General features: G+C 35.5%; 23 protein-coding genes, 1 tRNA gene, 1 other RNA gene and 4 pseudogenes. 5 read left to right on the top strand and 24 right to left on the bottom strand.

Annotated features, from left to right (window positions below; all coding sequences use genetic code 11):
• Nucleotides 1-4: 4 nt before the first annotated feature.
• From LLA01S_RS03760 to LLA01S_RS03700, 14 genes and pseudogenes are all read right to left on the bottom strand, one after another.
• On the bottom strand, nt 5-895 hold the full coding sequence (locus LLA01S_RS03760) for an IS982-like element IS982B family transposase (RefSeq protein WP_061777872.1): 891 nt from the start codon (nt 893-895) through the stop codon (nt 5-7).
• A gap of 87 nt (nt 896-982) precedes the next feature.
• Nucleotides 983-1,234 (bottom strand): annotated as a pseudogene (locus LLA01S_RS03755) (carbohydrate ABC transporter permease); the annotation flags it as partial.
• Nucleotides 1,235-1,245: 11 nt separating this feature from the next.
• On the bottom strand, nt 1,246-2,196 hold the full coding sequence (locus LLA01S_RS03750) for an ABC transporter permease (RefSeq protein WP_011675689.1): 951 nt from the start codon (nt 2,194-2,196) through the stop codon (nt 1,246-1,248).
• 248 nt (nt 2,197-2,444) lie between these two features.
• Nucleotides 2,445-2,966, bottom strand: a complete 522-nt coding sequence (locus LLA01S_RS03745) for a hypothetical protein (RefSeq protein ID WP_061777871.1) — start codon at nt 2,964-2,966, stop codon at nt 2,445-2,447.
• 52 nt (nt 2,967-3,018) lie between these two features.
• Nucleotides 3,019-3,104: signal recognition particle sRNA small type (gene ffs, locus LLA01S_RS03740), an RNA gene on the bottom strand.
• 15 nt (nt 3,105-3,119) lie between these two features.
• Nucleotides 3,120-3,587 (bottom strand): tRNA adenosine(34) deaminase TadA, encoded by a 468-nt coding sequence (tadA, locus tag LLA01S_RS03735; RefSeq protein ID WP_011675688.1) that lies wholly within the window; start codon nt 3,585-3,587, stop codon nt 3,120-3,122.
• Nucleotides 3,588-3,923: a hypothetical protein gene (locus LLA01S_RS12965; protein ID WP_021166164.1), complete on the bottom strand. Its 336-nt coding sequence runs from the start codon at nt 3,921-3,923 to the stop codon at nt 3,588-3,590.
• On the bottom strand, nt 3,889-4,437 hold the full coding sequence (locus LLA01S_RS12960; RefSeq protein WP_011675687.1) for a metallophosphoesterase: 549 nt from the start codon (nt 4,435-4,437) through the stop codon (nt 3,889-3,891). The genes LLA01S_RS12965 and LLA01S_RS12960 overlap by 35 nt, the downstream gene beginning before the upstream one ends.
• The gene (locus LLA01S_RS03725; RefSeq protein ID WP_011675686.1) at nt 4,425-5,177 is read right to left on the bottom strand and encodes an MBL fold metallo-hydrolase; all 753 of its coding nucleotides are present in this window, start codon (nt 5,175-5,177) and stop codon (nt 4,425-4,427) included. Before LLA01S_RS03725 ends, LLA01S_RS12960 begins: the two co-directional genes overlap by 13 nt.
• A gap of 326 nt (nt 5,178-5,503) precedes the next feature.
• Nucleotides 5,504-5,704, bottom strand: a complete 201-nt coding sequence (locus LLA01S_RS03720; protein ID WP_011675685.1) for a cold-shock protein — start codon at nt 5,702-5,704, stop codon at nt 5,504-5,506.
• Nucleotides 5,705-5,972: 268 nt separating this feature from the next.
• A complete protein-coding gene (locus LLA01S_RS03715; RefSeq protein WP_011675684.1) occupies nt 5,973-6,173 on the bottom strand; it encodes a cold-shock protein in 201 nt (66 codons plus the stop codon).
• A 122-nt stretch (nt 6,174-6,295) separates the two neighbouring features.
• On the bottom strand, nt 6,296-6,496 hold the full coding sequence (locus LLA01S_RS03710) for a hypothetical protein (protein ID WP_011675683.1): 201 nt from the start codon (nt 6,494-6,496) through the stop codon (nt 6,296-6,298).
• A 118-nt stretch (nt 6,497-6,614) separates the two neighbouring features.
• Nucleotides 6,615-6,688, bottom strand: a tRNA-Met gene (locus LLA01S_RS03705).
• Nucleotides 6,689-6,836: 148 nt separating this feature from the next.
• Nucleotides 6,837-7,954: pseudogene (locus LLA01S_RS03700) on the bottom strand (vitamin B12 independent methionine synthase).
• A gap of 167 nt (nt 7,955-8,121) precedes the next feature.
• Between LLA01S_RS03700 and LLA01S_RS03695 the strand changes: the two are divergent.
• Nucleotides 8,122-9,109 (top strand): annotated as a pseudogene (locus LLA01S_RS03695) (zinc-binding alcohol dehydrogenase family protein).
• Between the two features lie 28 nt (nt 9,110-9,137).
• On the opposite strand, the gene LLA01S_RS03690 reads toward LLA01S_RS03695, so the two are convergent.
• On the bottom strand, nt 9,138-9,800 hold the full coding sequence (locus LLA01S_RS03690; RefSeq protein WP_015082180.1) for a YoaK family protein: 663 nt from the start codon (nt 9,798-9,800) through the stop codon (nt 9,138-9,140).
• A 210-nt stretch (nt 9,801-10,010) separates the two neighbouring features.
• On the opposite strand from LLA01S_RS03690, the gene LLA01S_RS03685 reads away from it, so the two are divergent.
• The 4 genes from LLA01S_RS03685 to LLA01S_RS03670 all read left to right on the top strand — a co-directional run bounded on the left by LLA01S_RS03685 (nt 10,011) and on the right by LLA01S_RS03670 (nt 13,978).
• Entirely contained in the window at nt 10,011-10,229 is a 219-nt protein-coding gene (locus tag LLA01S_RS03685) for a zinc ribbon domain-containing protein (RefSeq protein ID WP_011675679.1), read from the top strand.
• A gap of 105 nt (nt 10,230-10,334) precedes the next feature.
• On the top strand, nt 10,335-12,329 hold the full coding sequence (locus LLA01S_RS03680) for an ABC transporter ATP-binding protein/permease (protein ID WP_014572963.1): 1,995 nt from the start codon (nt 10,335-10,337) through the stop codon (nt 12,327-12,329).
• A gap of 274 nt (nt 12,330-12,603) precedes the next feature.
• Nucleotides 12,604-13,248 (top strand): DedA family protein, encoded by a 645-nt coding sequence (locus tag LLA01S_RS03675; protein ID WP_061777870.1) that lies wholly within the window; start codon nt 12,604-12,606, stop codon nt 13,246-13,248.
• Nucleotides 13,249-13,321: 73 nt separating this feature from the next.
• Nucleotides 13,322-13,978 carry a TMEM175 family protein gene (locus LLA01S_RS03670; RefSeq protein ID WP_061777869.1) on the top strand — a complete coding sequence of 219 codons (657 nt, stop codon included), beginning with the start codon at nt 13,322-13,324 and terminating at the stop codon, nt 13,976-13,978.
• Here the strand turns inward: LLA01S_RS03670 and lmrA are convergent.
• The 9 genes and pseudogenes from lmrA to LLA01S_RS03620 form a co-directional block, all read right to left on the bottom strand.
• Nucleotides 13,952-15,706 (bottom strand): annotated as a pseudogene (lmrA, locus tag LLA01S_RS03665) (multidrug efflux ABC transporter LmrA). The gene LLA01S_RS03670 and the pseudogene lmrA overlap by 27 nt on opposite strands.
• A 109-nt stretch (nt 15,707-15,815) precedes the next feature.
• Nucleotides 15,816-16,490 carry an SGNH/GDSL hydrolase family protein gene (locus LLA01S_RS03660; protein WP_021166169.1) on the bottom strand — a complete coding sequence of 225 codons (675 nt, stop codon included), beginning with the start codon at nt 16,488-16,490 and terminating at the stop codon, nt 15,816-15,818.
• Nucleotides 16,491-16,505: 15 nt separating this feature from the next.
• The gene (locus LLA01S_RS03655; protein WP_061777868.1) at nt 16,506-16,994 is read right to left on the bottom strand and encodes a flavodoxin domain-containing protein; all 489 of its coding nucleotides are present in this window, start codon (nt 16,992-16,994) and stop codon (nt 16,506-16,508) included.
• 26 nt (nt 16,995-17,020) lie between these two features.
• Nucleotides 17,021-17,908, bottom strand: coding sequence for a MarR family winged helix-turn-helix transcriptional regulator (locus LLA01S_RS03650; protein WP_015082174.1), 888 nt, complete (start codon nt 17,906-17,908; stop codon nt 17,021-17,023).
• A 333-nt stretch (nt 17,909-18,241) separates the two neighbouring features.
• Nucleotides 18,242-19,963, bottom strand: a complete 1,722-nt coding sequence (gene cydC / locus LLA01S_RS03645) for a thiol reductant ABC exporter subunit CydC (RefSeq protein ID WP_061777867.1) — start codon at nt 19,961-19,963, stop codon at nt 18,242-18,244.
• Nucleotides 19,963-21,714: a thiol reductant ABC exporter subunit CydD gene (gene cydD, locus LLA01S_RS03640; protein ID WP_061777866.1), complete on the bottom strand. Its 1,752-nt coding sequence runs from the start codon at nt 21,712-21,714 to the stop codon at nt 19,963-19,965. The genes cydC and cydD overlap by 1 nt, the downstream gene beginning before the upstream one ends.
• Before the next feature lie 222 nt (nt 21,715-21,936).
• Nucleotides 21,937-22,932, bottom strand: a complete 996-nt coding sequence (gene cydB / locus LLA01S_RS03635; protein ID WP_011675669.1) for a cytochrome d ubiquinol oxidase subunit II — start codon at nt 22,930-22,932, stop codon at nt 21,937-21,939.
• Complete coding sequence (locus LLA01S_RS03630; RefSeq protein WP_021166174.1) at nt 22,932-24,407, bottom strand: cytochrome ubiquinol oxidase subunit I; 1,476 nt, start codon at nt 24,405-24,407, stop codon at nt 22,932-22,934. The genes cydB and LLA01S_RS03630 overlap by 1 nt, the downstream gene beginning before the upstream one ends.
• Before the next feature lie 720 nt (nt 24,408-25,127).
• Nucleotides 25,128-26,278, bottom strand: a 1,151-nt coding sequence (locus LLA01S_RS03620; protein WP_061777865.1) for a peptide MFS transporter, incomplete at its 5' end; no start/stop codon positions are given.

The raw sequence follows: 26,278 nt of genomic DNA, 5'->3' as shown, positions 1-26,278 counted from the left end.
TTGATTATTTAGCCATGACTTGATACCCGATAGAATATCTTAAAGTCTCTGGTTCCAGTGATTTAGCTGATTTTAACAGTAAAGAATACGCTAAAAGTATCATCTCTAATTTCAATTGAAAACCTTGAGGCGAACGACTTTTACAACGCTCAGCTCCTAGATTTGTCAAAAAAGAGAAAACTCGCTCAATCACTTTTCTACGTTTTGAAAAATTAGGGAAAAGGATTTTCTTTTGCTTCATGTTCTTCCTGACAGGTGTCATTAGATCAATTCCTTTTAATTCCAGCCTATCATGCAGTGACTGACCTAGATATCCCATATCTCCAAGGACTGTTGGTGTCCCAAATTGACTCAACACTTCCTCGGTCATTGAACTATCAGCCATTGAAGCAGGAGTAATTGTGTAGTCTATGACATAGCCTGATTCACTGACTAAAGCATGACATTTACATCCATAGAAGTACTGTCCCTTTGTAGCATTGTAGCCAACATTTGCATAATATCCAAGAACTTTGCTTCTGAAATTACGAATAGGCTGACACAAAGGAATGGGGAAGCTGTCAATAATGGATACACTAATTCCTTCAACCTCTTTAAAGACGAGTGCTTGGCGAATGACTTGGATACTCGGTAAGAGGGCATTACAACGGCGGACAAAGCGAGAATATTCTAGGAAATTAGGAAATAAACTTTGAGCAAGTTGGTGCTTAGCTTTAATCGTTTCACTAAAATGCAGTACGCCCCATAGGTAACAAGCGATAACTAAGCAATCTGATGTTGCGAGATGGACGTTCTTTCGGTTTTGAACCTCAAGGGGAACCCTCGTTTGATAAAGCGTCTCAATGGTTGTCAGTAAATAAACAAAAACTTTTGGAAGTGTGCTATTATAAGTCATATAAGTCGTGCGCTTTCTAATGCTTAGTGGTTTAAGATTAGGATAGCACGACTTATTTATTTTCCAATGAAATTAACTAGCAATTCGGGTATTAAAATATGAACGCCAAATTAAGGGCTGAGCAAATAGGGTTTTATAGCCCTCTAAACTCCAAGATTTCGGCCAAAACCAAACTGCGCCTGTTGCCACATCCTGTGGGTTAGAAAAAGAGGCGATAATAACGAACCAAAGAGGATAAATAATGAGTAAAATAAGCAAAACAGCCATGCCATATACCAGAACATCAAATATTTTTTCTTGTAAACTTTTTGGCCTTCTCGATTTATGTGTGATTTTCATCAATTCTCCTCTCAGAATAATCCAGTTTTAGTTAGCCGACGTGAAATAAAATTAACCGTAACTAAGATAACCAGATTAATGACCGTTTGAAATAAATTAATAGCTGTTGAATAAGAATATTGGAAAGATTTCAAACCGACTTTATAGACATAGGTTGAAATGATTTCTGAGCCCGATAGATTCAATGGATTCTGTAAGAGGAGGACCTTTTCAAAACCAATATTTAAAAGTTGTCCGACAGCTAAAATAAGCATAATCATCATCGTTGGGACTAATAATGGTAAATCAATTTTTATCATTTGCTGCAAACGAGATGCTCCATCCATAGTTGCTGCTTCATAATAAGTAGGGTCAATAGCAGAAAGGGCTGCCAGATAAATAATCGAATTCCAACCGACATGTTGCCAAACATCTGACCAAACATATAGACTCGCAAAAGCATTGGGATTTCCAATAACATCTGGCATTTTCAAATTAAAGATTCCTAAAAAATTAGCTACCAATCCATTAGATGGAGAAAGAAATAGTAGAATCATTCCACACATTACCATCGTTGAAATAAAGTGAGGTAAATATGTTGTCACCTGAAAAAACTTTTTAAAAGCCTGTACTCTGATTTGATTACAAATTAAGGCCAAAGCAATTGGCAGTGTAAAACCAAAGACAATACTATAAACAGCAATTTTTAATGTGTTTAAAATTGTTGGCCAAAACTGATAAGAATTGAAATATTGAATAAACCATTTAAAACCCACCCAAGGACTTCCACTTACTCCTAGAGCAGGTGAATAATCTTTAAAAGCCATCAGTAAACCATACATTGGTACATAAGCAAAAAGGATAAGTAAAATAGTTGCTGGAGCAAGTAAAAGATATAAAGAAGTATTATTTTTTAACTTCTCTTTTATTCTGCCATTCCTACCCTTTTTGAGTAGAATTTTCACTTGAGATGTCGGTGTCATTTAGAACCTCTCTTTTTAGTTTAACGTTAAACTCTTTTTGATAAACTAATCATAAACTTATCAAATAAAAAAGTCAATATTAAATACCTTGTATATTCGTTTTGAAAGCGTTTTATAATTTTGTGGTAAATTTTCTAAAATTTTTATTTTTGAAGTAAAAAAGTGATTAGTAAAATTTCACTAATCACTTTTGCCATATTATTTTTAAAAAAAATCGGGCCCCCTATAAAGGCTTTTCTCCGATCTTATCAACCATTTTCCCTAAAAAAATAAACCTCAAATTCATCAGCAACCTTAACACTTCCAGAAGGAAGAATTCTCATTTTTACTTTATTTTTGTTAATAACTTTATAACGGAAAAAAGCCTCTTCTCCTCTTTCATTAATATTTATTTTAACTGGCCGAAAACCATCTTTGTCTACTTCATTCAAAAGATGATAGACAGAATTTTCTCTCACAAAATCTCCGTCAATATTTCCCCACCCATTTTCCAACTCTCTAAATATTAGTTCGACTTGTTCTTTACCATATTTAAAATAGGGCTCGTTACCCATATTGGCCCGATAAAATTGTCCTTTGAGTTTTTTAGACATTGGTAACTTCACATCTGAAATCCAAGCCCCCTCTAAAAAGCGAACTGAATCTTTTTCATTTTTCATACTTCGGTTTTTATCTGAAATTTGACATGATTTAAATATCCCTAACGAAATCAGGAGCGCTACTAAAACTAAAACCAACCATTTCATATTTTTCCAATTTCCATTTTTCATAAAACTCCTCCTCAATCAAGGTTATGATTATACTTTAACATAAATTAGAATACAAAAAAAAGAGCACATAAGTTCCATACTTAGTGCTGCTACCGTCAGGTCCTGACACGCTTCGTAAGAAACTTATTGCTCCGAAAACTATTATAACACAATTTATTTTTTTCGTCTATTTTTAAAGAAGTCTTGCATAATTTTTGCACACTCGTATTCTAAAATCCCCGATTCTACTTGGACTCGATGGTTCAGTCGCTTGTCTTCTAAAATCTGATAGAGACTGACTGTTCCTCCAAATTTAGGATTTGTCGCCCCAAAGTAAACTTGTGGAATCCTTGCTAAACCAATCGCTCCGGCGCACATGACGCAAGGTTCAATAGTAACAAAGAGCGCACAATCAAGAAGTCGCCAATTTCCCACTGCCTGATTTGCTGCTTCAATTGCACAAACTTCAGCATGGTGCGTTGCCCGACCATCAAGCTCTCGCCTATTGAAATCACGCGCAATAATTTCGCCGTCTTTGACAATGACAACCCCAATCGGAACTTCCTCATTTTCAGCTGCTTTTTGCGCCTCTTTGAGTGCTTCCGTCATAAAAAATTCTTTTTCTTCTTCTGTAAAATTCATTTATCCTAAAAATTTCTCTTGTTCAAGACAATATATTTTCACTGGAACTGCTTCAAACTGTTCTAATGTTCCATTGACAATCGTATTATCTAAACAAATATAGTTTGGATGCTTACCAAACAAGATTCCACTGACATGACCAACGAAGACCTGAACGTCTGTGTTTGGTACCCCTACCGCCTTAGCAACACTATTTCGCCGCTCAAAAGAATCTCCCGGCAAATGTTCCCAAAACAAATCAGTTTTTTTCTCTTTTTCATAAGAGAGGTTCATTTTTGCACTATGAGAGAGTACCACCCACTTATTTCCAATTTTCGATTGAATATTGCCAACCATTTGGCGGAGCCCCTTCATAAATATCAATCGTTCCAATTGCATTAGAAAGTTGCTCCGCATCCGTTTTACCGTCACTTGCAAGCTCTGACCACATTTGTTCATGATTTCCCATCATGACTGTCACATGATAGCCCGCATCTGGCAAAGTTTTCAACAAATAAAGCAAAACATCAAAACCAAATCGGCCGTGGTCAATACTATCTCCAAGCACGAAGAGTCTGTCACTTTTACTAAAGTGAATCTCTGTCAGTGTTTTTTTCAATCCTGGCAAGCGACCATGAATGTCTGAAACAAATAAATTTCGCTGATAATGCTGACCGTCAGTAACAAATCTCGTTTTAGGATTGTCAGCACTTGCTTTAACTAATTGTTCAATCTGCCTTTTAGTCTTTGGAGGATTATAATTAAGGAAATGATTTCTGATACTGACAGAAAAAATGATAATAACTGTCAATAAAAGGACAGACAAAATAATAATTATTGGCTTTTTAAAGCGTCTCGTTAAAGTTGCCATTTTTTATGGGGAACCGCTAAATCAGTAGTGACAGTATTTCCCGCTGCTTCTTTGGCTTCTGTCAGTAAAATATCCAAATCACCAAATTGAGGCAAATGAGTCAAAATTAATTTTTTAACTTTCGCTTCTTTAGCAATTTGACCAGCTTCAATTGATGACAAATGATTAGGCATTTTAGCTTTATCCTTAAAGAAATAAACATCGGCAAGGAGAAGGTCAGCCTCTTTGGCAAATTCTGTCAATTCATCAAAATAACCAGTATCCCCAGTATAAACTAAAACTTGACCCGTTCTACGTTCAACAATGCGCATGGCATAATTAACCACAGGGTGTACTGTTTTTAAAAATGTAATGTCAAAAGGACCAACTTTTGTCCCATTTTCGACATCATAAAGATGACCTTCAGAAACCTTATCCAAATTCAATTTAGAAAATTCATATTCATTTTCGCCATGACCATAAATCGGTAACATCATACCGTCCCAACCGTCCTGTCCTAATGGATAAAGTTGACGATATTGACGAAGTGCTCCCAAATCAGCAATATGGTCTTCATGATAATGGCTCAAAATAACCGCATCCAACTGAGTCGGTTGTAACTCATGTTCAAGCTCAGTCACCGCACGAGACCCGCAGTCTAAAAGCATGTTGAAGCCAGACTCCGATTGTAAAAGATAAGAAGTTGTTCCTGCATCACGAGTGGGGTAACCTCCCCAAACACCTAGCGCTGTTAATTTCATTTTTTTCTCTCTTTCTATTTTTTTTCTTAATTCTATTATAGTTCAAAGCACCTTAATCTTAGTGCTAGACGTCCTATATTATTCTAAATGGCACTTTATCCACTTCAATTATAAACCTCTCTCAAAAAGTGGCATTTACCAGTATCAACACTTTAATTATAACACATTAAAAACAATTAAAAACCACTCCTTAAAAGAGTGGCCCTAATTTATATCAAGGGAAGTGTGAGTTTCCTCTTGCTGCGCTAAGTATATCATAAGATTTTATAATTACAAGTTTTAATAAAAAAAACGAAGCAAATTGCTCCGTTTTTCATTAATTACTTTTATGCTTTTTCGATATTAACAGCTTGAGGGCCACGTTGACCAGCTTCAACATCAAAAGTTACTTTTTGGCCTTCATCAAGTGTTTTAAAACCTGAAGTTTGAATTTGTGAAAAGTGTGCGAACACATCTTGACCATCTTCTGAAGTGATAAAGCCAAATCCTTTATCTGGATTAAACCATTTTACAGTTCCTTTTGTCATATTAATTATTTCCTTTCAACAAAAATTGTAAACCTTATTTTGTGAAAAGTGAATATAATATACATTTAACTCATGACAAAATCTACTCGTCTATAATATCATTATATAGGCTACATGTCAACCTATAAAAAAACCACCTCAATAATGAAGGTAGTCTTGATAAACTGTTAGGAAAGCAACTATTCTTCCCAAGACTAGTATAACATTTTAAAATCTAATTACAACAGCAATAAATAAAAAAAGAGAGATAGTCTCTCATTTTCAAAATTTATACTTTATGTATATTTGAAGCATAACGCCCTCGAGCTGTCATTGTTACATCAAAAGTTACCTTTTGACCTTCATTATACTTTTTAAAACCATTTCCTTGTATAGACAGTAGATAAGCAAATACATCCTGCATATCCTCTGTAATAATAAAGCCATAGCCTTTGTCCATATTGAACCATTTTACTGTTCCATTTATCATCTTAATACATCCTTTCGCATTAATTGTAAATCCTATTTTGCGAAAAAGTGCATTCCTGAAACATTTAAACTCACGACAAAACCTACCTCTTGATAGTACCACCTCTCTGATAGAAAGTCAAATTATGCTTTCCGTATCTTCTTATGGTTACCTATATTATCATGCGGATTTGCTTTTGCAAGAGTTAATGTTTCTCTATCAACTACCCTCACATCATGATTCTCTAATTCTACAATGAGAGCATGCTTATAGGTGTTAATATCTGCCGAAACTATCGTTGCTTTTTCGCCGTTTGAGAGGGTGATAATATCTCCTGTTTTCATGTTATTACTTCCTTTTCTAGGCTTTGCCTATTTAACGAAGAACTTTTCACTACATAAGAGGCTCATTTTACTTTTTAATGATAAGAAAAATAAGGGCCCCCTACAGCCCTTAATAATATTGCGGGAATAGGATTTGAACCTATGACCTTCGGGTTATGAGCCCGACGAGCTACCTAACTGCTCCATCCCGCTTCGCAAGTATAACACTATGTTCAACTAAAGTCAAATCCATTAAGAAATCATTTGACTGGGACGGTCATATTTTTCGTTCAACAGAAAAAAACTTGAAGAGAAAAACTTCATTTTTTCACTATCAAATGCTAAGTTTTGGAGCTATCTCTTACTCCCAAATTTTATCCACAATATTTTTTATATGTGCCAATTTTGCCCATTGCTCTGCTTGTGTTAACGAGTTTCCTTCTTCTGTTGAGGCAAATCCGCATTGTGTTGAGAGGGCTAAGTTTTTGAGAGGCACAGATTCAAGAGCTTCATCTAAACGTGCTTTAATTTCCTCATATTTTTCAAGCTCTGGATGTTTTGAGGTGAATAGTCCAAGAACAATTAATACATCATTTCTTTGATTCCAGATTTCGGCTAAAGGAGCAAAAGAGCCTGAGCGAGCATCATCATATTCTAAAAAGAAAGTATCATAGTTAAGTTGTCCCAAGTATTTTGCGACAGGCTCATATGAACCTTCAAAAAGATAAGTTGATTTGAAGTTTCCACGGCAAATATGAGTCGAAACTCTCAAATCTTCCGGTAAGTCTTCTAAAAGTTTGTTGACAACATAAACAATATCTTCACACATTTTGACATATTTTTCATGATTTTCAGGATCATCTAACAAACGTGCAATAAGATAAGCCCAAGTTGTATCATCTAATTGAATATAACGAGCCCCCAGCTCATAAAAATGAAGCAAAGTTTCATGATAAGCTTGAGCCAAATCATCTAAAAACTCTTCCCAACTTCCATAAAACTCAGGCCAGCGGTCTGAACGACCATCACGATTCGGAATTAATGATGGTGATGGAATCGTAACTTTAGGTTCAACTCCTTCTGGTAAAATACTTTTCAAATATTCAAAATCAGCAAAAAAAGGATGCTCTGGATTAAAGGCTACTTTTCCTGTCAGTTCAATATTAGTCGTTCTTGTTTTTGCTCCATGAAATTTATAAGAAGCTTCTTGTTCATAAACTCCAACTCCATTTAGTCCCCAGAGAAAATCTAAATGCCACCACGAACGATTAAATTCCCCATCAGTTACAGCTTTAAGACCAACCTTTACTTCTTCTTTTACCAGTCTCTCAATTTCTACTTCTTCTACTTCTTGAACTTTTTTAAATCTGTCAGTGAAAGTTGACCTTCGGAATAAGCCGAACGTGCATCTTTTAGGGCTTTTGGGCGAAGAAAGCTTCCAACGTGGTCAAAATGATAATGATTATAAGTTTTTGTCATGAGTTTACCTAGATTCTATTAGTTTAACTCTCTCCATTGTAACAAAGCCTTTTTTCTTTGGTCTTAGAAATTTTTAATGTTGTGATGAAAATATATAATATTAAATTCAAGTGATTGACTTAGGAGTCACACTGGTATACACTTTTACTTATAAGTGAGGTAGAAAAATGAAAGCAATCGGAACAGTTGACTCTGGTCGAAATTTTATTGACTTTGAAATAGAAAAGCCAATCTTAAGACCACATGATTTACTAATTAAAGTTGAAGCCATTTCAATCAATCCTGTCGATACAAAAGTTCGAAAATCAATCAAAGGGACACTAACTCAGCCAAAAATTCTTGGTTGGGATGGATTGGGAACTGTGGTCGAAGTTGGCAGTCAAAGCAAACTTTTTAAAGTTGGAGATTCTGTTTTTTTGGGCTGGAGATGTCACGCGAGCTGGTTCAAACGCTGAATTTCAAGCAGTTGATGAACGAATTGTTGGCTTTGCTCCCAAAAATCTTTCCAAAGAAAAAGCCGTCGCCATACCTCTAACAAGTTTAACAGCTTATGAACTTCTTTTTGAAAAACTTCAAGTTACCAGTGAGTCAAAAGGGAAGTCAATTCTTATCATTAATGGCGCGGGTGGCGTCGGTTCAGTAGCAACTCAAATGGCCAAAAATGCCGGATTGACAGTAATTGCTACAGCATCAAATCCCCAAGCCATTGAATGGGTCAAGAATTTTGGCGCCGATTATACCGTCAATCATCATGAAAATCTGGTGCCTCAAGTTCATGAGCTTGGCTTTAAGTTTGTTGATTATATTTTAATTTTAAATGCTGTTGTTGAACATATGCCTGCAGTAAATGAGTTAATTGCTCCTCAAGGTTCGATTGCAAATATTGTTGAACCAGGGCAAGCTATTAATTTAGATAAACTGGCTCATAAATCTGCTCGTTTTAACTTTGAGTGGATGTTTACTAAAGTGGTTTCAGACACTGATGATTTACAAAGTCAGCATGACATATTAAATCAAGCTTCTGAATGGCTAGATAATGGTACTCTTACAAGCACAATGACTCAAAATTTAGGTGCTCTTACTGCTGACAATGTTAGAAAAGCTCATGAGCTTATTGAAGAAAATCATACCATCGGAAAAATTGTCCTCACTTGAACAAAAAAATCCTCATTTTTGAGGATTTTTAAATTTCATCAAAACGAACAATTAAATAAACTGCCCCTATCATGAAAGTGGAGCCCATCATTGTCCAACTTCCAAACCAATTTCCGGCAAGGGTTGCTATTGCTGCTCCAGCAAAGAAAATACTGATGAGCGCTGCATAGATACCGACTGAACGAAGTTTTTGTTTATCTTTGGTAATAATATACTGTGCAAGATTTGCTGACATAGACTTCATATTACCTGTCATAAAGATACTTCCGTAAGCTCGTCCGTGAACCTTGGTGAAGGTATCATATTGAATTGCCATAAAATAAGAAAAAATTCCAACATAAAACGAAACAGGAATCTTCAAGCCTAAGCCATAAGCTAAGGCAAAAATAGTCACACCTAACCATTGAACCAAAAGCAAATAAGAAGCATCAAAATGACGTCGCTTCATCAAATAATGAGAGTAAAAACCGCGAGTCATTACCCCTAATATAAAGAAAATAATCGGAATCGCAAAATCCCAAAATCGAGCAAAATCTCCTTTGGCAATATTAATCCCTGCTTGAATTACATTCCCTGATTGTGCCCCAATAAAACGGTCATTAAAATGAAAGAATGAGAAACCATCCATAAATCCTGCGTTCAAAGCAAAAATTAATGCTATCCGCAGTTTTTCCTTAACTTGTCTATCCATAATTAGAATTATATCACAAAGCTTATTCTCTTTGCTTTTCAATTATGAAGCAAATTTAACTTTTTTATTTTGATTTTGATGATTTTAAGGAATATATAAAATAATAGAGCGGATTCAAAAGATTAAGAGAATAATGTTTTTTGAGTTATAATGGATTTAAACGATTAGCTTTCCAAAAGCATTTCCAGTTCAAAATGAGGAGGAATTAAAATGAACGGTTATCAACAACAATATACTTGTATCAAATGTGGCAATCATAATTTTGAAGAAGATCAGCTTCAAGCAACTGGTGGAAATTTTTCAAAGCTTTTTGATGTGCAAAACAAAAAATTTATTACGATTTCTTGTTCTCAATGCGGGTACACTGAACTTTATAAATCACAGACAAGCAACGGAATGAATATTTTAGATTTTCTATTGAATGGTTGATGATGAAGTCAATAAAATTAAAAATAAGACCTAAGTCTTATTTTTATTTAAGAAAATTAAGTTATAATGTAAAGTACATACTTTAAGAAAAGGAATAGAGTCTTTATGGCCGTTTTGGAATTAAAAAATATTAGGAAATCTTATTTTCTTGGAAAAGAAGAATTTCCTGTCCTCAAAGGAATCGACCTCGAGTTTGAACGTGGTGATTTCGTCAGTCTCCTAGGGGAATCTGGGGGAGGAAAGTCAACTCTGATGAATATCATTGGGGGGCTTGACCGTAAATATGAGGGGGACGTTATCGTTGATGGCCTTGCTCAAAAAACAAAAAAAGAAAAAGATATGGATGCTTATCGCCGAGATACTATCGGTTTTATCTTCCAATCTTTCAACCTTGTCAGCTATTTGAGCGTTTTAGATAACATTTTAATTAGTCTTAAAATGACTAGTTTATCTGACAAAGAACGTCATGAAAGAGCGATTGAGCTGACCAAGCAAGTTGGACTCTATGAACATCGTAAGAAAAATCCATCACAACTTTCTGGTGGACAAAAACAAAGGGTAGCCATTGCGCGTGCCTTGGCTTCTGACCCTGAAATTATTCTTGCTGATGAACCAACAGGAGCGCTTGACTCACAAAATACAAAAGAAGTTTTAGCACTTCTACGTCAAATTGCCCAATCTGGTAAAACAGTCATTGTCGTAACCCACTCACAAGAAGTTGCTGACTATGGAACTCGAATTATCCGTTTGGCCGATGGACAAATCATAGGTGACGAACGTCTAAAACCGCCTTACCCTGTTGAATCACATCAACGAATGCAATCAAAAGCACTCTCATATCGTGATACTTTCAGAACGGCCTTTAAACACTTTACCCACTCTTGGAAAATCAATTTATTAATTGCAATCGGAACCGCAATCGGTCTTTTCTCAGTTATCTTCTTCTTAGGACTAGGAAATGGGGCGACCAAATATATGAATGACACCATCACTTCGAGTGTCAATCCAAATGTGGTCACCATCTTCAAGCGAACAACAACAGATAATAAGTTAGGAAATGAGCAAGCCCTGCAACAAACTCAACAAGAGCTTGGAAATGCTTCTACCAATCTTGACAGTGATCATCTTTCAAAATTGAAAAAAGTAGATAATGTCAAAAAAGTTGAACCAACCTATTCTATTTCTGGTTTAGGCACACTTACTAACAATGACAAATCTAAATCTGGTTTAATTACTCTTGATACTTGGACACAATCAAATATTAATGATGATTATGTTTCTGGTTCAAAACCAGCTGATGGCGAAATTGCAATCTATGCGAAGGACGCTAAAGAGTTAAATAAAGATTATAAATCATTAGTCGGTAAGAAAATTACTTTGAAAATTCCAGCTAAAACAGCTGCTGGCGCAAGTGTTGAAGTGACAAAAGAATTCACTGTTTCAGGTATTTTGAAAGACCCTCAAGGTCCTGCAGGTTCTTCTAGCAGCGTTATTGCTACTTATAATACTGTAAAATCTGCTCTTGAAGCTGCTAATGCTGACACTGATGCAACTTATGCTGTAGTAACAGTTAATAAAGTAGATAATGTCAAATCAACTACTTCTGATATTCAAGACTTGAAGATTGATGGAACAAAAGCTTTTGTTACTTACAGTGTTACTTCATTCCTTGATGTAATCACTAATATTACTAACATTGTCAGCTATGTCCTTGCAGCTATTGCTGGTATCAGTTTGATTGTTTCAATCTTTATGATTGTCGTTACAACTTATATGAGTGTTGCTGAACGTACAAAAGAAATTGGTGTTATCCGTGCACTTGGTGGACGTAAGAAAGATATTTCTCGCCTATTCACCGCAGAAAGCTTGATTCTTGGTCTTTCATCAGCTGCTATTGCCATCGGATTTGCTTATCTGGGACAATTCCTCATTAACAAAGTTTTGAGTAGCTTCCTTGAAGGAGCAAGCATTGTTCAAATCTCTGGTGGTCACATCATCTTTGCAATCATCATTGCCGTTTTGATTGCCCTCTTGGCAAGCTTAGCTCCAAGTGGTCGTGCAGCACGTTTGAATACAATTGAAGCACTTGCTTCTGAATAATCACTCAACTTACAAAGGCTTCTGTCAGTCAGTCACATTTACTGACAGAAGCACAACAATATTCTAGCGACTGACAATCCAGTCAATTGCTATGAACTTTCTATCAGTAAATAAAAGAATAACCGGCTCTGCTGGTGATTCTGTCAGTGAAAACAATCATTTCAAAAAATAGACCTTGCCTAAAGACAAAGCCTATTTTTTGTACTTTATATTGTTTGGACCCCTTCCAGCCTTATGTTAGAATTAAACTAATAGACAAATAAAAGGAGTACTAATGCAAGAAATAATTATCCAAGTCATGAATCAATTTGGCTACTTTGGTGTTGCTTTTCTCATTATGATTGAGAACATTTTCCCACCAATTCCTTCCGAAGTCATATTAACTTTCGGTGGTTTCATGACTAATTATAGCGAACTGGGGATTATCGGCATGATTATCGCAGCCACTATTGGTTCTGTGCTTGGTGCATTGATACTCTACTTCGTAGGTCGTCTTTTGAGCGTAGAACGCCTTGAGAGATTAGTTTCAGGTCGTTTAGGAAAAGTTCTTCGCCTTAAGCCAGAAGACATCACAAAAGCTGAAAAATGGTTTTTAAAGAGAGGATATGCAACGATTTTCTTCTGCCGTTTCATTCCATTGATTAGAAGTTTAATTTCAGTCCCAGCAGGTTCTGCAAAAATGAAACTTCCTAGTTTTCTTATTTTAACTACTCTGGGAACTCTCATTTGGAACATTGTTCTAGTTTCACTTGGGGCCGCACTAGGTGATAACTGGGAGATGATTGCCGGAATTCTCGATTCTTACTCTTCAGTTGTCGTTGCAATTTTAGGGGTCATCTTTATCCTTGGACTTCTTCACTTTGTCAAAAAACGCTTCTTCCCTAAAAATAAAAATTATTCACCTGACTCAGAAAAATAAGCCTTCGTGCTTATTTTTTTATATGAAAATTTCTTATCTTTTGTTATAATTGGGCAATATAAAGGAGAATTTTATGGTATCTAAGGGGCGTTTAGCCGGATTTATTGATGCAATTATTGCGGTAGTAATGACGATCATGTTGTTAGAGTTTGAATTACCAAAAACAGGTGGGATTATTGAGTTTTTAAGAGATAATCTTGTCTATTTGATTGCTTACCTCTTAAGTTTTATCTATGTCACCACCTCATGGTTTAATCAACAATACATGCTCCAACAAGCTGAAAATATTAGCCGTCGGATTTACCACAGTTGCATGCTCTGGGTTTTGTCATTATCCATGCTTCCTGTTTTATCTGCTTGGGCTGGACGGACAATCGACTTCTTTCATGATTTCGGGCTTCATTCTCCAAAAGCCCCTGCTTTACTTTTTATCATGATGATTTACCTCTGGGGCTTTGCTTATACTTATATGACAAAATGTTTTATTGAGGACAACCCAAAGGAAAAAGCCGAACTGATTGCCCAAATGGAAGTTTATCATTATTTACGTCATCCCTTTTGGAAAATCGGAATGATTGTCAGTTTCATACTAACATTTATCTATCCTCCCTTTGTCTTCATTTATACTGCCGGAGAAATGATTTTTGCAACAGTACGCAGCCAAAATAAAAAAACTCAACGATTTAAGTTGAGCTTTTTTATTTTATTGACCAACAGTCAATTGTTCTGAAAAATATTTAGCATAGAGTGGGTGAGTTGCCACAAGTTCATTGTGTTTCCTACTACCTGTGATTTCCCCTTTTTCAATGAAGTAAATCTTGTCAGCATCAACAATTGTTGAAAGTCTATGAGCAATGACGAGAGTTGTCCGTCCCTTCATCAAACTATCTAAAGCCCTTTGAACCATTGATTCTGATTCACTATCCAAACTGGCTGTTGCTTCATCAAGCATTAGAATTGTTGGATTACGTAAGAATGCACGCGCAATGGCCAAACGTTGTCTTTGTCCACCAGAATTTTTGACTCCTCTTTCACCAACTTCGGTATTGAGTTGGTCAGGCATATTTTCAACAAAGCTACGTGCAAAAGCAAGGTCAAGAACTTGCCAGAGGTCTTCGTCAGTAAAGTTTCCTTCGAGTCCGTAAGTTAAATTTTCACGAATAGTTCCAGCCATAATCGCTGAATCTTGACTGACAAAACCAATTTGACTCCGCCAATTTTCAAGAGAAACACTATCAATCGGTTGACCACCGATAGTAATCTCTCCCGCTGTTGGTTGATAAAAACGTTCTAAAAGGGAGAAGATGGTTGATTTACCACCACTAGAAGGACCAGCAAAGGCAATTATTGAATTAGGTTGAGCTTCAAATGAGATATCATGCAATATTTGTTCAGAATCATCGTAAGCAAAATCAACATGGTGAGCAGAGAGGGTCTTTCCTTCCAAATCAAGGCTTTCACCTTGATGAAGGACTTCTTGTTCTTCATCAAGTAATTCAGTCAAACGACCAGTTGATCCTGACGCTTTGGCAAATTCTGTAAAGAAAGTTGCCACTGTTGGGACCGCTCCGATTAAATTCATTAAATACATCATCATTCCAAGCAAAGTTCCAAGACTCATAACTCCCGTTGAAATGAGATAGATTCCGTAAGCCAACAATCCAAAAATCATCAACATCATTGATAACATCATGACTGGTGACATCAAACCATCAAAAACGGCTTCTTTTACACCAATTTTATAAAGGGCATTGACATCATTTTCTGCTTTTTTAGAAGCTTGTTTTTCAGCATTTGAAGATTTGACTAAACGAATTTCTGATAAAGATTCACTGGCAATCCCTTGGAAATTTGCTAAAGAGTCTTGCCTAGTCCGCCCTATTTTTTGACCAAAAGTCATAATTGGAAACATGATAAGCATGACAATCGGAACCGAAATAATCATGGCAAGGGTTAAACGCCATTGCATTTACAGCATGAATACGATTGAACCTACCAAGAGTAAAATAGAGGTAAAAGCTTGAGGAATACTATTTGCGATTAAGTTTTTAACTTGCGTGGTATCGTTAGCTAAGCGAGAACTCATTTCACCTGTTTTAACTTCATCAAAATATTTTACTGGCAAATGAATCATTTTATCCCAGACACGAGTTCGCAAATTTTTAACGACCGACTCACCAAATATCCCCAGAACGATGGCCGCAATAGCAGAAACGGCTGCTGAACCAATATAAAGAGCAATGACTAAAGCAACTTTCCCGCCATTTACACCATGACCAAAACTATTAACCAGTGGCTAAACCATTTTAGGAACTTGCAATTGAATGAGTGTGCCAATGATACCAGCCACAATCCCAATCACAAAGAAGAGATAACGTGGTTTTGCTGCACGAATTAATTTGACGAAATGTTTAATGGATGTTTTGTCAACCGCTTTTCCTTCAACGCGATTGGCCATTTGTGGACCTCTTTCCATTGTTTGCTTACTTCCTTTTTTCTAATTATTGAAATTCAAGACTAAAAGAACTTAATTCAATCACTTTTATCCTTAAATCAGTTTTTATTTTTCATTCTTCCAAATAAACTTTGAGGTTTTCTAACACAATGCTATAACCAGCTGGATTAAGATGAGCGCCATCGAAAGTGAGTTCTTTCTTTAAATTGCCATCTTTATCGGATAAGCCATCATTGACATCAATAAAGTGAAAATGATGTTTTTGAGCAAGTTTTTCAATTTTGTCTGATGCTTTTTGAAATTTTTCATTACTTCTCGTTTCAAACAAAGTTTTTTCATCTGAATCTTGTCCAAAATCAAGGGTATTGATTGGGTAATAGCGCATGACATAAACTTGTGCTTGCGGTAATTTTTCCCCAATTTGTGTCAAAATTTCATTGTAGTTGCTCATAAATTCAGCTTCTGGGACTTCAAATCCGATATCATTCGTTCCAATATTGATAAAAATTTTTGACGGCTCAAGGTTAATAATCTGACTCTCCAGATGTTTTAATAAAAATGCGGTCGTGGTAGCGCGAACTGCACGATTATAAATGTATTTTGAAAATTTGACCTTTCCCTCTTCTTCCCACTTTTCAATAGGAAATATTTCCATCAGTGAAGAGCCAACAAATAAAGTCTGACCTTTTTTTGCTGATAGATTTTCTTTGTCATATTGGGCAAGGAGTTTTTCTTGAAAGGCTTCAAGTTGAGGGTTTAACGTAAGTGCTTTAGTTTCTTCTGACATTTTCCTTTTCTCCTTTTAGTCCCAATTTACTTTTTTTAATTCTTCAATAAATTTTTGAGGAGCTTCTGATAAAAATTCAATAGGGTGTTTTTTAGATTCTAACTTAATCATTGATTTTGCAACGATTTTATCATGCCAATCAAATGGAGTTAAATTATTAACTTCTCCACCAAAATTTGCAATCGCTACTGCATTTTTACGTAAAGGTTCAGCAATTTCTTTTGCAATGACTTTATTAAAAGTACCATACTCTACCATCGTTACAAAAGCAGCGAAAAGTTTATTTTCTAAGATATTTTGATAAGTTCTTAGAAAAATTTGAACTGAGCTCTCGAATTTATGGCTATATACTGGACTAGCAACAATGACTGCATCAAAATCCTTGGGACTAACTTCTTCAACATTCAAGTCAATAAGGGTCACATTTTTTAAACGAATTGCTAACCTTCTTGCACATTTTGCTGTATTTCCCGTTTTTCCAGCGTAGGCGATGAGTGTATTCATCTTTCACTTCCTAATCTATTTACTGTTTAGAAATCATCCCAGTTTTCTGGTTTTTTAGGTTCTGCATGTTTATCAGAGTGTCCTGCTCTAGGGTCAAATTCATCAAATTCTGGACGATGATGTCCATCAAAATCACCAAAACGATTTTTCATTTCATCTGAGAAATGTTCCCAATGTTCATTAAACTCTGCTTCATCTCGTTTACCAAAGCTATTGCGGAAATTTTCTTTTATTTGTTTTCCAAAAATTTTCCAGTCTTCACCAAATGGTGCTTGTGAACGATCATCATGACGCATCCGATTTTGACCACGTTTCATTTCTTGAGAGGAACGACGCATTTCACGTTGCCAATTTTGCATTTCACGGCGCATATGATTTCCAAAAGCATGACGATCATGGGCATTCATCATATTTTCCATAAATGGGTTTCCGAAAAATTGTGTCATTTTTTGGAAATCTCGATCTTCATGTGCATCATTCGTTTCTACTAATTTTTCCATTAGATTTGCCAGTTGTTTTTGTTCTTCATCTGTCAAATTACCAAAAATTGTTTCGGAAATATCATTGTGCATTGTATCTCGTGTTTCTTGGGCTTCCCGTCCTTTTTCTGTTAAAAAGATACGATTGACGCGTTTATCATTTTCATCTTGTTTACGAATAACCATTTCTGCTTCTTCCAATTGTTTAACTTGAGCCGTTACACTCGAAGGCTTAATATCAAGCAGTTCAGCAATCTCAGCATTTGTTAAGCCATCTTTGTTCCATAATTCGACAAGTAATCCTTGGGCACCATTACGATTCCCTCGATTTTTCATCTGTTTTGAAATTCCATCTGCTCGCAAAGCAAATAGAACGCTTGGATTGTGCAATAGTTTTGAAAATAAATTTAATAAGTTATTTGTTTGTTCTGACATAATTTGTTCTCCTTAGTTTAGATTGGTTGTAGTTGTTCATCAAAAGCGTAGACGAGTAACGCATCTGGTTGTTCAATTAGCCTGATGAACCAATTGAATTTCTGAATTAATTTTTTTATCATCTTAAGCATTGGTTCTCCTTTAAGATTTTTATTCACTTTAAAAGTTCCCTTATTATTGTTTAGTGAACTTTTATTTTAGAGAGAGATTTTTAAAATTAGTTAGTTTATTTATTTATTAACTAACAAAAATGATTATAAATCATTTAATTAGTTTTGTCAACAATAAAACTAACTAAATTAAAAAAATCAGCCCAAAGACTGATTTTTTATTTTATTCATTTCCTAAATCAATCTGATAAAGTTGCTTAAATGTCGGGTTACTTTCCAGCAATACTGCTGGTTTTCCATCAAATTTAATCGAACCATTTTCTAAAAATAGAACACGGTCCATTTGGTGAACTCCTAATAAATGGTGAGTGATAAAGATAATTGATTTATCTCTTAACCTTTCAAAAAAGAGTGTTAATAATTGATTTTCAGTAATTGGATCAAGCGAGACGGTAGGTTCATCAAGAATAACCACATCCACATCTGACAGTAAAACTCTTGCGAGTGCTAAACGTTGTCGCTCTCCTCCAGAAAAACGTTCTCCTGCTTCGTCAACTGGCGTTAACAATTTTTGTGGCAACGATTCAACCATTTTACGGAGTCCGACTAATTCAAGCGCCTCCCAGATTTCTTCATCAGTAGCATCTAGTTTTGCCAAAGTTAAATTAGAACGAACCGTTGTTGCAAAGAGATATGGAGATTGGTTAATCACACCTATCTTTTCTTCAACATTTTTTGCTTTTGATGGTTCTACACCTGAAAATGTGATTTCTCCCTTTTGCGGAATTAAATCTCCTCGAATCAAAGAGGCAAGGGTTGATTTTCCAACTCCTGAACGACCTAGAATCGCAATATGTTCACCCTTTTTAACCTCTAAATCAAAATCATTGAATATTTTATTATTTTCTTCAAAATAAAATTGTAGATTATTGATGACCAAATCAGTCCTAGTGATTTCCTCACTCCTAATTTCTTCATCTTGGTCTGGTAGTGCATTTAAGCGATTAATTGAATCACCATAGCGATTTGTTTCAACCACTGCATCAGACAAAGGAGAAAAGGCATCAAATAGTGGAAAGGCAGCTAAACTAACCGCTGCAATATAATTGGGAGCATCCCCTAATTTTAAAATTCCAGAAGACCAAATCATCAAATATATTACTAAAGCCCCATAAACAACCTGTAAAAAGAGATTTCGTCTTCGGCCAAAAGCTAATAATTTAGCTTGAATCTTTCTGGCAGATAATTCTGATCCCCGATAGGCCGTTAAAAAATCTTCTTTTCGACCAGAAAGGACCCAGTCTTGTAATCCTAAAATATCATCAGTCAAATGAGAAAAAAGTTGATTCCGATAAATTTTAAGTTCTTCATCTAGTTTTACAGTAAATTTTAGAGAAATTAAAGGAAGAATTACAATCAAGAAACCTAGAAAAATTGCTAAACCAAAGGCAAACCACAGAGATAAAAATCCGCCGGCAATAATTAAAGCAACTGATAGACTCCCCGCAATCAAAACTGGGAACAAGGTTCTTAAGAAAAGGTCTTGTAAGTTTCCAATATCTTCATTAAGAACCCCCAATAAATCTCCCAAACGATAGCGGTCTGCTAAGGTCACTGCTGTTTTTTCCAATCGTAAATAAAGTTTTTGACGCAGCAGACTTGTGATTTTTAAAATCCAATTATGTGAAGTTAGTCTTTCCACATAATGCATTACAGGGCGTCCAATCCCAAAAATCCGAACAAAGAGAACTGGAACATAAATCATCAAGATATTTTCTGGTTTTGTCGCTGATTTTGAAATAACATAACCAGAACTAAACATTAAAAGTCCTGCCATTGAAATTGTAATCGTTCCTAAGAAAATAGACAAGATAAACCCCGAACGATTTTTTTTCAAGAATGGAGAAATCCAATCATTTCCAAATAAAATATTTTTTAATTTCATTATTCATGGCCTCCATTTTCTGTCAGTAATTTTTTATCATCATCAACACCTCGCATTTGACTGAGCAATTTTTGATAGTAGCCATTCTCAGCCAATAGCTGTTCATGGGTGCCAATTCCTTCAACTTGTCCTTCATTGAGTACGATGACCAAATCCATTGATAAAAGCCAATGGAGCCGATGTGTAGCAATAAAAACAAGTTTATTCTCAAGCAAAGGTAAAATGTTTGCCTTGATTTCTAATTCCGTTTCAATATCTAAATGAGCCGTTGGCTCATCAAGAAATAAAATGTTACGTGTACGACTCAAAAAGGCTCTGGCCAAAGCCACACGCTGTGCCTGACCTCCAGAAATTGTCCGGCCACTAGCACCAATTTGCCCATCAAGCCCAATTTCATTCAGTAAACTTCCTAGACCAGCAAGTTCTGCAGCTTGATTGATTTGTTCGTCAGTTGATTCGGACTCATAAAAGGCCAAGTTTTGACGAAAAGTTCCTGCAAAAATGTAAGTTTTTTGAGGAATAAATTGAACAGATTGTCGATACTTTTCATCAGTCAAACTTGTCAATGTTTGGTCATTAAGCTTAAATTTTCCAGCTGTAGGTTCTAAAAATCCTGCTAACATAGAAAGAAGGGTTGACTTACCAGAGCCAGAACTTCCAACTAAGGCAACTTTTTTAAATCCTTTTACTGTCAAGTTCACTTCTGAAATTCCGCGTCCAGTATCGTAAATTTTTGCTAAATCTGTCAGTTTGAGGCTAGAATCCTCAGTCCAAGTCACTCTGTCTTTTAGCACTGACAGGGTATTTTCGTCAGTTGAAAGAACTTCATTTACTGCAGACAAAGCATTTTTCCCGTTAAGTGTTGCATGATAATCACTAGCAAAATCACGTAAAGGTAAGAAATACTCAGGTGCTAAGATTAAAGCTGCGAGGGCTGGAAATAATAAAATGTCTCCACTCATCAATCTTAAGCCTAAAAAAAGTGCAACTATTGCAACAGAAAGACTGGCAAAGAAATCAAGAGCAAAAGTTGAAAGCATAGCAACTCTTAATGCTCCCATTGTTTCTTTCCGAAAATCCTCAGACGTTTTATAAATTGAATTAGAATAATCTTTAGACAGACCAAAATATTTCAAAGTAGAAATTCCGCGTAATGAGTCTAAGAAATGATTTGATAAATATTGGAATGTTTTGTACTGACGCTCGGCTCTTCCTTGCGCAGCATAACCCAATAAAATCATAAAAATGATTGCAAAAGGAAAAGTTAAAGTTAGCACGATTCCACTTTGCCAATCTAGAAAATAAACTGGAATCAGAATTAACATTGGGACAATCATCATATTTAAAACCTTAGATAAGACCAGTTTAATATAATTTTCAACTTGGTCAATTCCTGTAATAACTGTTGTCGCAGCAGAACCAGAACCAAGATTTGCAATAGCTACAGGTCCCAAACGGAAAAATTTATCCAACATATCTCCGCGCAATTTTGTTGCTAAATTGTAAGCAAGCTTATCCAAAGATTTTGCACGTATAAAATTAATAATTTCTCGGCTCAAAAAGCAGACTAAAAAGCCCATGACCCAAGGAATAACATGAGAAAATAATTGCCCTTGCCAAAGTTTAGTAATTGCAGCAGCCAAAAACAAGGCCTGCCCAGCGATAGCAACAAACTGCAGAACTGCCAACATTCCAAGAATTGGAAACATCTTTCTTACTCCTGGCAGTTCAAAAAGTGATTTATCAATCATATTTAAAGTTACTGATAAGCACATTTTTTATTGTTCAAACAGAAAAAATCTAAAAATAATTGAAGAAAATTTCTGTCAGTAAAAAAAACAGAGCATCAGTTCCTTTCTAAAAAATTTAGGTCAGAAAAATTTTCTGACCAGAATAAATGGTTACCTCTAATTAATTATATCAATTAAAAAACTAATCTGAAAATAACTGGCTTAACCAGTTATTCTCATAATTTATTTTTGAATTCTTTTTCTGAAAATATAATAGGTCCAGCCCATGTAAATAAGAACAAAAGGCAAGATTGCTAAGGTAATGATTGTCATTGTTTTCAAAGTATAACCTGTTGAACTAGCATTTTTTATCAAAATACTATGAGCAGGATTGGTTGCAATCATCACTCGTGGGAATATTCCTTGGAAGATTAGAGCAACTAAAGCGATGAAAGTCAATCCTGACGCCAAGAAAGCTGACATTTCTTTACCTGAACGAACAGATAAATGAGCGACAAGAGTCAAAATCACAATCAAAGCAAGTAAAAGCAAAGTTCCAATGAAATGTTTTTCAAAGAAATCAGTGAAGACGGCCAGTAAGATTGCAAAAACTACTTCTCCAGCATAGAGGACAAAGTAGAGGAAGTTTGCTACTTTTGCAGCTCTTTTACGCAAATCTCCTTCTGTTTTCAAAGCTAAATAGTTTAAACCATGAAGCCAGGCCAAGAGCATTACGGCAACACCACCCACAACTGACAAGAAGTTTACATAAGTGGTAAAAGTCGCAGTTACATTCCCTTTAGCATCCATTGGAACGCCTTGAATCATACCCGTAAACATCAAACCAAAGAGAAATGGGATTGCAAAGCTAGCTACTCCTAAGACCTTGGTCCAAATCATTTTCCCTTTTTCTGTGTGTGAGTGATGACGAAACTCAAAGGTTACTCCCCGGAAAATCAAACCTACCAAAATTAAGAATAGAATCAGATAGAAACCTGAGAATAAAGAGGCATACCAATAAGGAAATGAAGCAAACATTGCTCCACCGGCTGTCAAAAGCCAAACTTCATTCAAGTCCCAAACTGGACCAATTGATCCTATAGCTTGCTCGACTTCACGTTTATCCTTTGCAACCGTAATTGCACTCATTCCTACTCCGTAGTCAAAACCTTCAAGGAAGAAAAAACCACTAAATAATACTCCAACAATAATAAACCAAAAAAGTTGTAATCCAGTCATTATTCATCCACTCCTTTCTCTTTAGTTTCTTTTTGAATTTCATTTTCTTCTTTAGATGAAGAATCAAAATTTTCTTGACTAAATGAATCTAAAGAAACATAAGCTGTTTCCGCACCTTCTACTCCTTCTCTCATTCGTTGAAGAGTAAAGTAGACCATCACAGCCCCAAGGAAGCAGAAAAGGAAGAAATAGACGATGTTTGAGAACAAGAGTGAACCTACAGAAATATTTGGTGAAACTGAATCCTTCATCGTGAACAATCCATACACCGTCCAAGGATAGCGTCCAAGTTCGGTCACTAACCAACCTGAGGTAATCGCAAGAAATGGTGCAAATAACATCCAACGATACACTTGCAAACCAAATTTATTTTTATATAGACTTGGTTTTTTCTTCCTTGTCCAAAAGAGACCCAGTGCCGAAAGTAGAATCATTAACATTGACAGACCGGCCATAATCCGGAAAGTCCAGAAAAGTACAGTCACTGGTGGGAAGAAATTCCCTCCAATTTCTTTAGCTACATCAGGATACTTCTTCTGAAGTTGAGCATTAATTTCATTCATACCTTCAACAGAACCACTAGGACGGTGATAAGTCAGAATTGAAAGCATATAAGGAATTTGAATTCCAAACACTTCTTTATGATCAGCTTCATTAAAGAAAGCAACCATATCCCAAGCCGCAGGGTCAGGAGTCGTTTCATAGACACCTTCAGTTGCAGCAAATTTCATAGGTTGAGAATTTTTAACTTCAATCATTTGTTGGTCACCAGCTACAAAGTTACCTACGGCACCAATTAAAGCAACCAAAAGTCCTAAACGCAAAACTGGTTTAAACATATCAATTTCTCGATTTTTAAGAATTTGATAAGCTGCAATCCCAGCAACAACAAAACCACCAGTTACAAGGAAGCCTGTTGCCACGTGACTAAATTCTAAAATTGTTTGAGGATTTGTCAAAAGAGCCGAGAAACTTGTTAAGGTTGCTCGTCCACCTTTTACTTCATAACCCACTGGATTTTGCATCCATGAGTTTGCTGCCAAAATCCAAAGTGAAGACAAGAAAGTCCCAACAAATACAATCCATAGCGTTGCATTATGCAGTTTCTTTCCTAACTTATCCCAACCGAACATCCAGACTCCAAGGAAGGTAGATTCCAAAAAGAAGGCCAGAAGGGCTTCAACAGCCAAAGGCGCGCCAAAAATATCCCCAACGTAACGAGAATATTCCGACCAGTTCATTCCAAATTGAAATTCTTGAATAATACCGGTTACTACCCCTACTGCAAAGGATAAGAGCATAATAGATCCAAAAAATTTCGTGCGTTTTTTCCATTTTTCATCACCAGTCTTTACATAGATTGTCTCCATGATTGCCGTCATGAGAACCATTCCGACAGAAAGCGGTACAAAGAAAAAGTGGAAGATTGTAGTCATCGCAAACTGAAAGCGTGCGAGATTTTCAATGGTTAGCATTGTTTATCTCCTTATTTTTTATTTACTATATATATCAAATAGATATAAACTTACTTAAAAAAATATTTTATGCTATTAGACGAGTTTCATTTCAAGCCTAATTAAAAATATTTACATTTTAATAAATAAAATAAGGATATTTTTTTAAATTCATAAGACTTTCAAAAATAATTAAGAATTAAAAAGATCAGTTTTAATTAAAAGACTATTAAATTTTTTATTTCCCATCAAATTATTTATTAATTTTTTCAAGAAAACAATAAGTGCTTTCTTGAGGCCTCCGATTAGTTCACTTTCCAAACACAAAATGTTCAAAGTTTTTGAAACTCATACTTTCTAGTTACCCAGTTTAATTCGTAACTATAATGAGTATTTCTACTTTTAATTTTTTCATTTTTCAGTAACAGAGCACTAACTTTAAGCCTTAGATAAAAATATGTTCCCTTGCCACCTCTATTCTCTTTAAATAGCACTATAAGTGAGTGATTTTTAAAATTTATATTGGCATTTGTGAATGTCTTTGAACGTTTGAACAAAGGCACTAACATCTGCAAATAATTTAAAATCACGTTACACTTTATTCTATCACAATGTAAGCGCGAATAAAAACGATTGAATTGTAAAAATTATTCAACAAGAGTAACCTCAGGAGCAACAATGTCATTTTAAAGATACAAAAAAGCCTATCTCTCAAGATAGGTTTTTTCATTCCTTTACTAATTAACGAACATCTCCCATTAATTTCAAAATAGGTTTTTTGATAATAAGGAGGATGATTCCAACGATAATACCTGTAATTGCAAAGAAGTGAACTTCTGTTGCTGCTTTAAAGATAGGTGTAATTTGGGCATTAATCGCTTGTGAAGTTGAGTCTGCCAAGAACCACATTGCCATCATTTGAGATTGGAATGCTACTGGCGCTAATTTTGTTGAAACTGATAAACCAACAGGTGAAACAAGTAATTCACCTGCCATTTGAACAGCAAACATCAATACTAGCCAAAGAGCACTCGCACGTCCAGAAGTCCCATTCAAGAGTCCAGGAAGTGTCATAATCAAATAAGAAGCTCCGGTCAACATCAGTCCAAGACCAAATTTAACGATGGTTGATGGTTGACGATCTCCTAATTTGTTCCAAATTCGTACAAAGATAGGTGACAAGAGAACGATGAAGAGTGGGTTCAACAATTGGTACCAAGATGGGGCAATATGGAAAGTAAATCCAAACCAAGTAGGATTTAAGTTAGAACGTGATTCTCCCCAAACCGCAATAATCGTAGAACTTTGTTCTTCAATTGCCCAAAAGACAATAGCAGAAAGGAACAAAGGAATATAAGCTGTTAATTTACGACGTTCGTCTGATTCTACCTTTTTAGAGGTAAACATCATTACGAAATAAATAATTGGAACAAAAATACCGATAATTGATAAAACGTTAATGAAATTATTGATGAAATTCGCAGGACTTGCTTGATAAATTAAGAAAAATCCGATTAGAGCAACAATAAGAACAATCGTTAATGTAATAATGAAATTACGTTTTGCTTTTGCATCCATTGGATTAGATGGTTCACGTCCAATTTCTGGAAAATGACGAAGACGTCCATACCAATAAGCAAATAATGCAAAAATCATTCCGATTGCGGCAAGTGAGAAACCTAAGTGGTAGTTCACACCTTGTCCAACTGTCCCAACAATCAATGGAGCAATCAGAGAACCCATATTAATTCCGACTACAAAGATATTAAATCCAGTATCACGACGTGAGTCATCTTTTGAATATAGATGTCCAACCATGTTAGAAATATTGGGTTTAAGCATCCCTGTTCCTAAGATAATCAAGAATAATGCCACGAAGAGTGAAGATAAAC

Source organism: Lactococcus cremoris subsp. cremoris NBRC 100676, assembly GCF_001591705.1.
Classification (GTDB): Bacteria; Bacillota; Bacilli; order Lactobacillales; family Streptococcaceae; genus Lactococcus; species Lactococcus cremoris.
Note: the sequence above shows the minus strand (reverse complement) of the source record. Positions and strands in the feature narration are given on the sequence as shown.